Origin of the sequence: Arthrobacter sp. RT-1, from assembly GCF_003367205.1 — a bacterium.
Classification (GTDB): Bacteria; Actinomycetota; Actinomycetes; order Actinomycetales; family Micrococcaceae; genus Arthrobacter.
In genome coordinates, this window is the sequence record NZ_QRGQ01000004.1 from 73,904 (window position 1) to 86,257 (window position 12,354).

Here is a 12,354-nt window from a genome sequence, read left to right on the forward strand (position 1 = left end):
CCTTAAAAACGGTGCGGGGTCGTTGGATTTTTCCGGCGGCCCCGCCCCTTCGCTGGGTGGCCAACGTCTTACGACGTTGGCCACCCAGCTTCGGCAGGCCCGATGCCACTCCCAGGCCGCCGGAAAAATCCAACGCGGGTCCGTCGTCGACTCGCGCCCAGTGCGTGGCAGTAATCGAACGTGGGTACGTCAGCTGCAACACGCCGTCGTACGTTCCAAATTTTTTAGGAGTTGTTCATGGCTGATCCGGCACGTGCTGCCAAGTTGGCGCAGCGGATTAAGGTTGTTGTTGCTGAGGCCCTGAGCCGGAAGGTTAAGGATCCCCGGCTCGAGGGGATTACTGTTACCGATGCGCGGGTGACCAATGATCTTCAGCATGCCACCGTTTACTACACCGTCTTCGGGGACCAGGCTGTCCAGGCTGATGCTGCCAAGGGACTTGAGAAGGCCAAGGGGGTGCTTCGGCAGGAGGTTGGCCGGAACGTCACCGTCCGACTGACTCCCACCCTTGAATTCGTTGCGGACCAGATTCCCGTCAACGCCTCGAACCTGGAGGAACTGCTTCGGGAAGCCAAGAAGCGCGACGCCGAGGTGGCCGCCCTGGCTGCCAAGGCCAAGCACGCCGGCGAAGCCGATCCCTACAAGAGTGACGCGTCAGCCGACGTGGACATCGACGAGGACGACTTCGACGAAGAGGACCTTGACCTCACCAACGAGGATGAATTCGACGAAGACGGCAACAAGTAACCCAAAACGTCAGCAGAAGGCCCGGACCGCAGTACTGGTCCGGGCCTTCTGCTTCCCAGAAAACGTGGTGCGCTGCTACCGGGTGTCGGCCTTGATCACCCGGCCTTCGGCAGGGGGAGGCGGTGGGGCGGTCGGGTTGAATGCGTCCACGGTCGCATACAAAGTTCGGCCGTGGATCTCCACATCGGCCGGCGCGGGGACGGGCAGGAACACTGACCGGTGGCCCTTCCATGCGCTGAACTTCAGGATCTCGTTGCCGAACAGCGAGGCCACGTAAACGTCACCTGTGTTTGCCACTGCCAGGCCTGTGGGGCTGAGGATGCCATCCACCCAGAGCCTCGTATGCCCGGTCCACGGGTTGATCTTGAAGACCGCGCCGCGTGCGCCCAGGCCAGGGACTTCAGGTCCACCTGGAAGCGATGTCACGTACAGCCAGCCGTCCGGGCCGATTTCCACGTCAGTCGGAACGGGTTCGAAAGCATACTTAAAGTTTGCACAATCCGGTGCCTTTAAGGCGGCGGCGGCCTCTGCAGTGAGGACTGACGGTCGGGGAGGCAGGACTGCCACTGTGCTGACGGCGCCGGAGTGGATGTTGACCTTCAGGACAGCGTTTGCTCCGGCGTCGGCGACATAAGCCGTGTTGCCTTGGACAGCCGTGGCGTAGGCATTCGAGTCCAGGGCGCCGTTGTACCGTGCCGGCGGAGCATCCGCAATCGCTGCCGCCTGGTCGAGGCACTTAGTGCTGGCGTCCCGTCCGAACCCATACTCCTGGCCTGCATCCGGATTGTTCTTCCTCTCATGTTCGGCCAGGTCAGCTATCTGCCGGACGTCTCCGCGGGGGTTGATCGCTTTCAGAAAGCCCTTCAGCTCGGCAGGATTCGGTGAGCCGGCACCGGCAGTTTCGAGGAAGAATGTGGTGGCGCCGCGGGTTTCCACCCCCGCCACGCCAAAGCCGGCAGCAGCCTGGTAGATATTGGTAACGGTCTTGTCCCTGTTGACGCGGCTGAGCTTCCCCGCAAAATCCTGGGTCACCAGCACGGACTTATTGGTTCCTACGGCGAGGTGCAGCGGTGAAACGAGCCCGCCGGCGAGCTCCGTGGCCTCCGGCTCGTGGCGGTGGTCCCGGTCGGACGCCACGGAGGCGCTTGCCGGGGCTATGACAGCCGCGGTTGCCAAACACGCGATCAGGGTGAGCTTTCTCTTCATTGGGTACTCCGGGTTGACGCCCTGGCGGGCCGGATAAGGAGCCTCGCGAGAGGCAAAAATTCGGAAACCCCCGGGCGCCAGAATATGCCTGCCGGTCAAGAATGTCGTGGGGACTTTCCCCCTAATGCGCCCCCTAATTTCACCCCCTAACAGCCAGCCCATGGCTAGGATCTAGCTATGACCATGGCAAGAGACTTCGACGACGCCGCCCGCTACTTGAAGCAGGCCGTGGAACTGGCCACCGGAAACGTGGGGGATGGCGGCGGACCTTTCGGCGCAGTGGTGGTCACCCCGGACGGCCGCGTGTATGAGGGCGTCAACAGGGTGACCCGCGACAACGATCCAACGGCCCACGCCGAGGTGGTGGCCATCCGCACCGCCGCTGCGGCACGCGGCACGTTCGATCTCCGTGGCGCCGTTCTTTACACGAGCTGTGAGCCCTGCCCGCTGTGCCTTGCCTCCGCCCTATGGGCGCGCATCGACCGGGTCTACTTCGCCGCGGACCGCCACGGCGCCGCTGCAGCCGGTTTCGACGATGCCCTCTTCTACGAGTACTTCAGCGGATCCCGCCCGGAACTGATGCCGGTCACGCGGGGTGATGTTCCGGCGTCGGACGCTCCCTTCCAAGCGTGGGGTGAGCACAAGCACCGGAAGGAGTACTAGGAATGGAACCAACGCTCATCGCCTGCCCGGCCTGCGGAAAGACCAACAGGATTCCCGCGCAGGCGGCCGGCCAGCCGCGCTGCGGCAACTGCAAGGCAGGGCTGCCGTGGATCGTGAACGCCGGGGATGCGGACTTCGGGGCGGTGGCGGAACGGTCGCCAGTTCCGGTGCTTGTGGACTTTTGGGCTGACTGGTGCGGTCCGTGCCGCATGGTGAGCCCCGTCCTGGACAAGCTGGCGCGCGAACGGCCGGGCCGGATCAAGCTGGTCAAGGTGGACGTGGACAAGGCACCTGGCCTGTCCCGCCGCTTCGACGTGCAGGCCATCCCCACGCTGATGGTGCTGGTGGAAGGCAGGGTCGCTGCGAGGCAGGCCGGAGCCGCGCCCGCCGACGTCCTGCGGTCCTGGCTGGACGGGGCACTCTCCGGCGCCGCCCGCTGATCCGGTTTTAGTTGGGCTTCCGCACCGGCACCCGGGACAGGCCCTCCAGCAGGTCCTCTTTCCGGCCGCACAGCGCAATCCGGACCCAACCTTCACCGATGGATCCGAATGCGGTACCGGGCGCCAGCGCAACACCCGAGTCCGCCAGGAAGCGGCGCACCCAGCTCCGCACATCGCCGCCGCTGACGTGGGAGACGTCAGCCCACAGGTAGAACGCACCCTGGGCCTGCAGGTACGGAATCCCCAGGGAATCGAGGACGGCAGAGGCAGCGTCCCGGTTCTCCCTGTAGTGCCCGGAGGCGTGCTGCACATAGTCCTGGGGGCCGGTGAGGGCCGCGAGCGCGGCATACTGCGACGGCGCCGCCACGCAGGAAACGATCGACTCCATCACGTTGTCCATCTTCTGCTTCAGCCCGGGCGGGCAGACCAGCGCGCCGATCCGCAGGCCGGTGAGGCCGTAGGTCTTGGACAGCGTCAGGGAGGTGAAGACGCGCGCTGCACCCGGCGTCCCGCCGTCGAACCTTGCAGGGCTGATGTGAGGCACATCGTAGGTAAAGGCCTCGTAGCATTCATCTGAAATCACCCACAGATCGTGCCGCCGGGCCAGGTCCATCAGCTCCCGGGTCAGGTCCCCGCCCAGGACCGCGCCCAGCGGGTTGGACGGCGAGTTCAGGACCAGGACCCTGGTCCGGTCCGTGATGAGTGCCTCAAGGTCATCCGGCCTGGGCTGGAAGCCGTTGTCCGGGTACAGCGGGTAGCCCACGGGGACGGCGTTCAGGAGCCTGCCGGTCATGGCGAACGTGGGATAGCCCGGGTTGGGGATCAGGATCTCGTCGCCGGGGGAGAGCAGCAGGCTCATGGCCAGGTGCAGGCCCTGCTGCGCGCCGGCCACCACGTACACCCGGTCCGCGCCGACATCGCATCCCTGCTCCTCGCGGAACCTGGCGGCAAAGGCTTCGCGCAGGGCAGGGATGCCGGCGTTGGGGGTGTAGTTGGTCTCGTCCCTGTCCAGGCAGGCCATGCCGGCCTCCAGGACATGGCGGGGGAGCGGGAACCCCGGCTCCCCGATGCTGAGGACCAGTGCACCGGGGGTCCGCCACGCAGCCTCGGTGATCTCGCGGATCTGGTTGACGGGCACGTCGCGGACATGGGCGGCAAGCTCAGGCATGCCTGCCATCCTAACCGGCGGGTGCGCGGGCGGCCCCACCAGAGCCGATATACTGGGAGGCGTGCTTTCTGGACTGGTGATAGTGGACAAGCCGCAGGGATGGACCAGCCATGATGTGGTTGGCCGGATGCGGCGCCTCGCAGGTACCCGGAAAGTGGGGCACGCTGGGACCCTGGATCCGATGGCGACCGGAGTGCTGGTGGTCGGCATCAACAAGGCCACCCGCCTGCTCACCTACATCGTGGGTACCTCCAAGACCTACACCGCCACCATCCGCCTGGGCCAGTCCACGGTGACGGACGACGCCGAGGGTGAAGTGATTGCCACGGCCCCCACCGCCGCCGTGGGAGAGCAGGCGATCCACGACGGCGTCGCTGCCCTTACAGGCGACATCCAGCAGGTGCCCAGCAGCGTCAGCGCCATCAAGGTCAACGGCGAGCGCGCCTATGCGCGGGTCCGGTCCGGAGAGGATGTTAAGCTCGCCGCCCGTCCCGTCATCATCCACCGGTTTGAGGTGCACGGCATCCGCCGGGAGGAAGCAGCCGGGTTCGTCGACGTTGATGTCACGGTGGAATGCTCCTCCGGAACCTACATCCGTGCCCTGGCCCGGGACCTGGGCAACGCCCTGGGCGTGGGCGGCCACCTCACCGCGCTCCGCCGTACGCATGTCGGCCCGTACTCGCTGGAGCAGGCCCGCACCCTCGAACAGCTTGCCGAGGAACTCAACGTTCTGGACATGTCTCAGGCGGCCCGGGCGCTGATGCCCAACCGCGAGCTCACCCCCGAGGAAACAACGGAGATTTCCTTTGGCCGGCGCATTGCCGCCGGCGCAGCCCCGGGAAGTCCAGCGGCAGCCACCGCCGACCATCCGGCCGCCGCCTTTGCGCCCGACGGAAGCCTGGTGGCCCTCCTGGCGGACGCCGGAAGCTACGCCAAACCCGTCCTGGTCTTCGCACCCGGCAACGGCAGCCCAGCGGTCACCAACGCCGGGGAAGCTTAGATGGACGCCTATTTCTACATCATCCTGGTGGTGGGTCTGGTGTCCACCGGGATCTGCCTGGCGGCGGGCATCCTTAAGAAGGCGCCCAACGACATCACCATCCTGTCGGTGGCGGCCGTCGAAGTCGCCCTGGTGGTCTACCTTGTGGGTTCCATCATCCGCGTCATCGCCGGTGAACCCATCGCCGGTGAAGCCTGGGAATTCTGGGGCTACCTTGCCACCGCCATGCTCCTGCCCCCGGCCGCCGTCTACTGGTCCATCCTGGAACGGACGCGGTGGAGCAATTTCGTCCTGGCCGCCGTCGGCGTTACCGCCCTGGTGATGGCCGCCCGCATGAACCAGATCTGGTACTGAAGTGGAAGAAGCACACAACGTGAAAGAGCAGCACCCCCGCGCCGCTATCGGTGACGCCCCCGCCCGGAATACCCGCAACACCGGTCCCGGGCGCCTGCTGATCGCGGTGTACGCCGTCTTCGCCATCTCGGCCTCGGCACGCGCCGGCTACCAGATCCTCACCAAGTTCTCCGAGGCTCCGCTGGCATACCTGCTCTCCGCCTTCGCCGCCCTGGTCTACGTCGTGGCCACGGTGTCCCTTGCCAAGGCAGGCAGCACCTGGTTCAAGGTGTCCCTCGCCGCAGTGCTGGTGGAACTCGTGGGCGTACTGGTGGTGGGTGCCCTGAGCGTGTTCGACTCCGTGGCGTTCCCGCACGAAACCGTGTGGTCCCTCTTTGGCCGCGGCTACGGCTTCATCCCCCTGCTGCTCCCGATTCTCGGATTGGTGTGGCTCTACCGGCGCAGGCCATCGCAGGGGAAAACCGCGTTGTGAATGCAGGTAACCTTGAAGAGTTCCGCGGCCGGCATGGCTGCGGATTGTTGATGCTTGCAGGCAGTTAAAGGCGAGGGTGATGGTCTACATCTGGAACGATCCGTCCGAAGTCCCGGCGGACTTCGGCCCATCTGTTGTCACCTTTGGGAACTTCGACGGCGTTCACCGCGGGCACCAGCAGGTGCTGTCCCAGCTGATCCGCTCAGCCCGGCTCACCCATGCCAGGGCGGTTGCCGTCACCTTTGACCCGCATCCCGCGCTGGTCCACCGCCCCGAAGCCGCGCCGCAGCTGATCATGGGCCTGGACGACAAACTCGAGGCCCTGGGTGAACTCGGCCTGGACGCCGTCCTCGTGGTGAAGTATTCGCTGGACCTGGCCAGCCTGACGGCCGAGGAATTCGTGGAGCAGTACCTGGTGGACTGCCTGCACGCCAGCCATGTGGTGATCGGCCACGACGCCCGCTTCGGCCGCGGCAATTCCGGCGACCTGGACACCATGAAGATGCTCGGCCAGAAGTTCGGGTTCGAGGTGCAGGTCATCAGCGAGTTTGGCTCCGAGGGCTACCCTCTGCATGACGACGACGGCAAGGACCGCCGCTGTTCGTCAACCTGGGTCAGGGAAGCCCTGCAGGAAGGCGACGTCACCACGGCCGCGGCCGTGCTGGGCCGCCCGCACCGGATGCGCGGCGAGGTTGTCCACGGCGCCGCGCGGGGACGCGCCCTGGGGTTTCCCACGGCCAACCTCGCGTCCGATTCGAGCGGGCTGATCCCCGCCGACGGGATTTACGCCGGCTGGCTTGTTGACCAGGCCGGCAAACGCTGGCCCGCCGCCATTTCCGTGGGCTCAAACCCCACGTTCGACGGCGTCAGCCGGCAGGTGGAAGCACACGTCATCGACCGGCCCAGGGAAGCCGTTGAGGACTTCGATCTGTACGGCCAGACAGTAATTGTTGAATTTGTGGAGCGGCTCCGCGGCATGGTGGCCTACCGTGGGCCTGAGGCCCTGGTTGACCAGATGAAGCTGGACGTTGTCCAGGCGCATGATCTGCTGACCAGGCGCTGATGAGCCGCTGACCTGCCACCTGGACGGCGCCGGTTCAGACCCACGCCACCTTGGCAGGCCTGCCGGGGTGTCAGCAAGGAAAGGCAGTACGTGTCCGTCGAGAAGAACACCCGCAAGCTGGACAAGGGCATCGTCCGTGACTTCAGCTCGAGGATGAGTTACGCCTCCTACCTTCAGCTGCCCACCCTGTTGAGCGCGCAACAGCCCGTCAGCAAGCCCGAACACCATGACGAGCTCCTGTTCATCATCCAGCACCAGACCACCGAACTGTGGCTGAAGCTCGTGCTGCATGAGCTGCGGAGCGCCGCCGCCTGGCTTCGCGCGGACGATCTCGGCTCCGCGCTGAAGGGCATCGCTCGGGTCAAGCACATCCAGAAGACACTGACGGAACAGTGGTCCGTGCTGGCTACCCTGACGCCCACGGAGTATTCACAGTTCCGCGGCTTCCTGGGCAACTCGTCCGGTTTCCAGTCCAGCCAGTACCGTGCCGTGGAATTCGTGCTGGGCAACAAGAACCGCAAAATGCTGCCGGTCTTCGAATCAGATCCCGAGGCGCACGCCATGCTGGAGGAGTTGCTCGCCGCGCCCAGCATCTACGACGAAGTCCTCGCCTACCTTGCACGCCAGGGATTCGATGTCCCCGCCGCCGTCCTGGAACGCGACGTCACCAAGGCCCACGAGTTCACCCCGGAACTGGTGCCGCTCTTCAAACACATCTACGAGCACGCCGTGGACAACTGGGGCGCCTACGAAGCCTGTGAGGAGCTCGTTGACCTTGAGGACAACTTCCAGCTGTGGCGCTTCCGCCACCTGCGGACGGTCCAGCGGACCATCGGCATGAAATCCGGAACCGGCGGCTCCAGCGGCGCAGCCTTCCTGCAAAAGGCCCTGGAACTTACGTTTTTCCCGGAATTATTCGCTGTCAGGACGGAAATCGGACAATGAGCATTGAGCAGGCACATCCCTCCCCGGCAACAGGCACTGCACTGCAGCAGCGTGCCGCAAAGCTCGACCGGCAGGATCCGCTGGCCCGGTTCCGTGCCCACTTCATCGGCACGGACACGCCGCTGTCCTACCTGGACGGCAACTCCCTGGGACGTCCGCTGAAACGGACTCCCGAGGACATCGGGGCGTTTATCCGCGACGGCTGGGGCGGGCGCCTGATCCGCGGCTGGGACGAGGAGTGGCTGGAGCTGCCGCAGGCCATCGGCGACCAGCTGGGCCGGGCGGTCCTGGGGGCCGCCCCGGGGCAGACCATCATTGCCGACTCCACCACCGTGGTCCTGTACAAGATGATCCGCGCGGCACTGGCGGCGGTGGCTGACCCGGACCGCAACGAACTGGTCCTGGACACCGAGAACTTTCCCACGGACCGCTACCTTGTCGAAGGCATAGCCCTGGAGGAGGGCCTGACGCTCCGCTGGATCGAAACAGATCCCGCCGCAGGGGTGACCGTTGACCAGGTGCGCGACGCAACGGGGCCGCGCACCGCCGTCGTACTCCTGAGCCAGATCGCCTACCGCTCCGGCCACCTGGCGGACCTTCCGGGTATCACTGCCGCCGTGCATGACGCCGGCGCGCTGGTGGTGTGGGACCTTTGCCATTCCGCGGGGTCCGTGGAGATCGACCTGGACGGCGCGGGCGTGGACTTTGCTGCCGGCTGCACGTACAAGTACCTCAACGGCGGTCCGGGCTCGCCCGCGTTCGCCTACGTCAACCGGCGGCACCTGACCTCGCTCAACCAGCCCATCTGGGGCTGGATGGGCCGGAAGGATGCCTTCGAGATGGCGGCCGGGTATGAGCCTGCGGCGGGCATCAGGGGATTCCTGAGCGGCACTCCCGCAATCTTCGGGATGCTGGCCATGCGCGGCACCCTGGACCTCATCGAGGAAGCGTCCATGGCGGCCATCCGGAAGAAGTCGGTTCAACTGACGGGGTTCGCCGTCGAGGTGTTCGATGAATGGCTGGCACCCCTGGGGGCTGAACTGGCGACGCCCCGTGATCCGGGGGAGCGGGGCAGCCACATCACCGTGGACCACCCCGGGTTCACGAAGGCAACGGTTGCAGCGCTGTGGGACGACGACGTCATCCCCGATTTCCGGTCTCCGCGCGGCATCCGAATTGGCCTGTCGCCCCTCAGCACCAGTTTCCAGGAAGTGCTGCACGGGATGGCCGCCATCCGGGACCGGCTCCAGGGCTGACCGGGGCACCGTCTTCCCGCAGCGGCTCTCCGGCGGCGCCCTGTTTCGACAACATTAGGCCGCGGCCGGTAAACTGGACGATGGATCCGGCTGCAGTCCGTGGCGGCTGGTTCCTGTTGCGTACGGCATCCCTGTTCTCCCGGGGTTATGCCGCGGCGGCAGACCCGGCAGTGATTTTCTGACCTGGGCCCTCACGGCACATTTACTAGGAGTTATTGTGGCACTTGACGCCGCTGTAAAGCAGTCCATCATCAAGGAATACGCAACCGGCGAAGGCGACACGGGTTCACCCGAGGTCCAGGTTGCTGTCCTGACCCAGCGGATCAAGGATCTGACTGAGCACATGAAGGAGCACAAGCACGACTACCACACCCAGCGCGGTCTGCTGGCCATGGTTGGTCGCCGCAAGCGCATGCTGAGCTACCTCAAGAAGACCGACATCGCCCGCTACCGTTCGCTCATCGAGCGCCTCGGCCTGCGCCGCTAGTCGCACTTCGGGGGCGGCCCTTTCCGGCATGGAACGGGCCGCCTTCTTCAAATAAAAACTAAACAGGAGGATCAACCGCATCACGCATTCGCGGTCCTCGGTAGTGATCCCCGGGAAGGCTTCGTTGACTGAAGCCCCGGCCCGTGGGTCTCGATCGATGACCGGGTGCAGGGCCAGTAGACAGATGCTGGCTGGGTTGATGCGGCTGGGCTCCGTAAGAAAGAAACGGAGGTGACTCTCTTGGAGGGTCCCGAAATCCAGTTCTCAGAAGCAGTCATTGACAATGGCCGCTTTGGCAAGCGTGTAATCCGCTTCGAAACCGGCCGCCTCGCCAAGCAGGCAGCCGGCGCAGCCATGGTGTACATCGACGAAGACACCGCACTGCTGTCCGCCACCACCGCCGGCAAGCACCCGCGTGAAGGCTTCGACTTCTTCCCGCTGACGGTCGACGTCGAAGAGCGCATGTACGCTGCCGGCCGCATCCCGGGCTCGTTCTTCCGCCGTGAAGGACGTCCGTCCACCGAAGCCATCCTGGCCTGCCGCCTCATGGACCGCCCCCTGCGCCCTGCCTTCATCAAGGGCCTGCGCAACGAGGTCCAGATCGTGGTCACCGTCCTGGCGATCAACCCGGACGAGCTGTACGACGTGGTGGCCATCAACGCCTCCTCGATGTCCACCCAGCTGTCCGGCCTGCCGTTCTCCGGCCCCATCGGCGGCGTCCGCGTTGCCCTGGTCGCTGACGAAAACGGCTCCCAGTGGGTTGCTTTCCCCAAGCACTCCCAGCTGGAAAACTCCGTCTTCAACATGGTTGTGGCCGGCCGCATCGCCGGTGACGACGTCGCCATCATGATGGTCGAAGCTGAAGCGACGGACAACTCCTGGAACCTGATCAAGGAACAGGGCGCCACCGCCCCCACCGAAGAGGTTGTCTCCGAGGGCCTCGAGGCTGCCAAGCCGTTCATCAAGGCTCTGTGCGAGGCGCAGGCCGACCTGGCCGCCCGTGCAGCCAAGCCCACCGTTGAGTTCCCCGTCTTCCTCGACTACGAGGACGACGTCTACGCCGCTGTTGAGTCAGCTGCCGCTGAAAAGCTGGCTGCTGTCTTCCAGATCGCGGACAAGCAGGAGCGCAATGACGCTTCAGACGCGCTGAAGGACGAGGTTTCCGCCGCCCTGGCCGAGCAGTTCGAAGGCCGTGACAAGGAAGTGTCCGCAGCATTCCGCTCGGTCACCAAGCACGTAGTGCGCCAGCGCATCCTCAAGGACCAGGTCCGCATCGACGGCCGCGGCCTGACGGACATCCGCCAGCTCACCGCCGAGGTTGAGGTCCTGCCCCGCGTCCACGGCTCCGCCATCTTCGAGCGCGGCGAAACCCAGATCATGGGTGTCACCACGCTGAACATGCTGAAGATGGAACAGCAGATTGACTCGCTGTCGCCGGTCAAGACCAAGCGCTACATGCACAACTACAACTTCCCGCCGTACTCCACCGGTGAGACCGGCCGCGTGGGCTCGCCCAAGCGCCGCGAAATCGGCCACGGTGCCCTGGCAGAGCGGGCCCTCGTGCCGGTCCTGCCGTCCCGCGAGGAGTTCCCGTACGCCATCCGCCAGGTATCCGAGGCGCTCAGCTCCAACGGTTCGACGTCGATGGGTTCTGTCTGCGCCTCCACCCTGTCCATGCTGAACGCCGGTGTGCCCCTGAAGGCCGCCGTCGCCGGTATTGCCATGGGCCTGGTCTCCGACCAGGTGGACGGCCAGACCCGCTACGCAGCACTGACTGACATCCTTGGCGCCGAAGACGCCTTCGGCGACATGGACTTCAAGGTTGCCGGCACCTCCGAGTTCGTCACGGCCATCCAGCTGGACACCAAGCTCGACGGCATCCCCGCTTCGGTGCTGGCAGCAGCCCTGAAGCAGGCCCGCGAAGCACGCCTGCACATCCTCGAGGTCATGGACTCGGCCATCGACACCCCGGATGAGCTCTCCGAGTTCGCACCGCGCGTCATCGCCGTGAAGATCCCCGTGGACAAGATCGGCGAGGTCATTGGCCCCAAGGGCAAGATGATCAACCAGATCCAGGAAGACACCGGCGCCGACATCTCCATCGAGGACGACGGCACGGTCTACATTGGCGCCACCGACGGCCCGTCTGCAGACGCAGCACGCTCCGCCATCAACGCCATCGCGAACCCGCAGGTCCCGGAAATCGGCGAGCGCTACCTGGGTACGGTCGTCAAGACCACCACCTTCGGTGCCTTCGTGTCGCTGACCCCGGGCAAGGACGGCCTCCTGCACATCTCCGAACTGCGCAAGCTGGCCAACGGCAAGCGCGTGGACAACGTGGACGACGTGGTCTCCGTCGGCCAGAAGGTCCAGGTGGAAATCACCAAGATCGACGACCGCGGAAAGCTCTCGCTCGCCCCGGTGGTAGCCGAGGAAGAAGGCGCGGCTGAGACCGAGCGCGCCCACACCACGGAACCTGCTGAAGGCGCTGACGTCTAACAGCCCGGTTTTCCGGCACAAGCATGAATCGGCGGGGGCGGGGGGTGAGTCACC

The 12,354-nt window shown here is 65.4% G+C and carries 13 protein-coding genes; 11 read left to right on the forward strand and 2 right to left on the reverse strand.

Translation table 11 applies throughout. The features are described 5' to 3' along the window. Positions 1-237: 237 nt before the first annotated feature. Positions 238-747, forward strand: a complete 510-nt coding sequence (gene rbfA, locus DXK94_RS05425) for a 30S ribosome-binding factor RbfA (RefSeq protein ID WP_115524162.1) — start codon at positions 238-240, stop codon at positions 745-747. A 75-nt stretch (positions 748-822) separates the two neighbouring features. On the opposite strand, the gene DXK94_RS05430 is transcribed toward rbfA, so the two are convergent. Continuing rightward, the gene (locus tag DXK94_RS05430; protein WP_115524163.1) at positions 823-1,953 is read right to left on the reverse strand and encodes a ScyD/ScyE family protein; all 1,131 of its coding nucleotides are present in this window, start codon (positions 1,951-1,953) and stop codon (positions 823-825) included. 177 nt (positions 1,954-2,130) lie between these two features. Between DXK94_RS05430 and DXK94_RS05435 the strand changes: the two genes are divergently transcribed. Together DXK94_RS05435 and trxA are read left to right on the forward strand one after the other, a co-directional pair. Next, a complete protein-coding gene (locus tag DXK94_RS05435) occupies positions 2,131-2,616 on the forward strand; it encodes a nucleoside deaminase (protein ID WP_115524164.1) in 486 nt (161 codons plus the stop codon). A 2-nt stretch (positions 2,617-2,618) separates the two neighbouring features. Next, on the forward strand, positions 2,619-3,056 hold the full coding sequence (trxA, locus tag DXK94_RS05440) for a thioredoxin (RefSeq protein ID WP_115524165.1): 438 nt from the start codon (positions 2,619-2,621) through the stop codon (positions 3,054-3,056). 7 nt (positions 3,057-3,063) lie between these two features. Here trxA and DXK94_RS05445 read toward each other — a convergent pair whose 3' ends face one another. After that, positions 3,064-4,224, reverse strand: coding sequence for a pyridoxal phosphate-dependent aminotransferase (locus DXK94_RS05445; RefSeq protein ID WP_181884744.1), 1,161 nt, complete (start codon positions 4,222-4,224; stop codon positions 3,064-3,066). A gap of 61 nt (positions 4,225-4,285) precedes the next feature. On the opposite strand from DXK94_RS05445, the gene truB reads away from it, so the two are divergent. From truB to DXK94_RS05485, 8 genes are all read left to right on the forward strand, one after another. Further along, complete coding sequence (truB, locus tag DXK94_RS05450; protein ID WP_115524167.1) at positions 4,286-5,224, forward strand: tRNA pseudouridine(55) synthase TruB; 939 nt, start codon at positions 4,286-4,288, stop codon at positions 5,222-5,224. Further along, on the forward strand, positions 5,225-5,578 hold the full coding sequence (locus DXK94_RS05455; protein ID WP_079595500.1) for a hypothetical protein: 354 nt from the start codon (positions 5,225-5,227) through the stop codon (positions 5,576-5,578). Positions 5,579-5,597: 19 nt separating this feature from the next. Continuing rightward, complete coding sequence (locus DXK94_RS05460; RefSeq protein ID WP_115524177.1) at positions 5,598-6,050, forward strand: hypothetical protein; 453 nt, start codon at positions 5,598-5,600, stop codon at positions 6,048-6,050. Between the two features lie 79 nt (positions 6,051-6,129). Continuing rightward, positions 6,130-7,113: a bifunctional riboflavin kinase/FAD synthetase gene (locus DXK94_RS05465; RefSeq protein ID WP_079595499.1), complete on the forward strand. Its 984-nt coding sequence runs from the start codon at positions 6,130-6,132 to the stop codon at positions 7,111-7,113. A gap of 90 nt (positions 7,114-7,203) precedes the next feature. Beyond that, positions 7,204-8,058 carry a tryptophan 2,3-dioxygenase gene (kynA, locus tag DXK94_RS05470; RefSeq protein ID WP_115524168.1) on the forward strand — a complete coding sequence of 285 codons (855 nt, stop codon included), beginning with the start codon at positions 7,204-7,206 and terminating at the stop codon, positions 8,056-8,058. Next, positions 8,055-9,314, forward strand: coding sequence for a kynureninase (locus DXK94_RS05475; RefSeq protein WP_115524169.1), 1,260 nt, complete (start codon positions 8,055-8,057; stop codon positions 9,312-9,314). The genes kynA and DXK94_RS05475 overlap by 4 nt, the downstream gene beginning before the upstream one ends. 217 nt (positions 9,315-9,531) lie before the next feature. Then, positions 9,532-9,801, forward strand: a complete 270-nt coding sequence (gene rpsO, locus DXK94_RS05480; protein WP_013600532.1) for a 30S ribosomal protein S15 — start codon at positions 9,532-9,534, stop codon at positions 9,799-9,801. Positions 9,802-10,041: 240 nt separating this feature from the next. Continuing rightward, entirely contained in the window at positions 10,042-12,300 is a 2,259-nt protein-coding gene (locus DXK94_RS05485) for a polyribonucleotide nucleotidyltransferase (protein WP_079595496.1), read from the forward strand. Positions 12,301-12,354: the final 54 nt, after the last annotated feature.

Excerpts from the sequence above, each read along its gene's own strand:
- DXK94_RS05445 (WP_181884744.1), bottom strand. The coding sequence starts at position 4,224 with ATGCCTGAGCTTGCCGCCCATGTCCGCGACGTGCCCGTCAACCAGATC.
- DXK94_RS05455 (WP_079595500.1), top strand. The coding sequence starts at position 5,225 with ATGGACGCCTATTTCTACATCATCCTGGTGGTGGGTCTGGTGTCCACC.
- DXK94_RS05465 (WP_079595499.1), top strand. The coding sequence starts at position 6,130 with ATGGTCTACATCTGGAACGATCCGTCCGAAGTCCCGGCGGACTTCGGC.
- rbfA (WP_115524162.1), top strand. The coding sequence starts at position 238 with ATGGCTGATCCGGCACGTGCTGCCAAGTTGGCGCAGCGGATTAAGGTT.
- DXK94_RS05475 (WP_115524169.1), top strand. The coding sequence starts at position 8,055 with ATGAGCATTGAGCAGGCACATCCCTCCCCGGCAACAGGCACTGCACTG.
- DXK94_RS05430 (WP_115524163.1), bottom strand. The coding sequence starts at position 1,953 with ATGAAGAGAAAGCTCACCCTGATCGCGTGTTTGGCAACCGCGGCTGTC.
- trxA (WP_115524165.1), top strand. The coding sequence starts at position 2,619 with ATGGAACCAACGCTCATCGCCTGCCCGGCCTGCGGAAAGACCAACAGG.
- DXK94_RS05435 (WP_115524164.1), top strand. The coding sequence starts at position 2,131 with ATGACCATGGCAAGAGACTTCGACGACGCCGCCCGCTACTTGAAGCAG.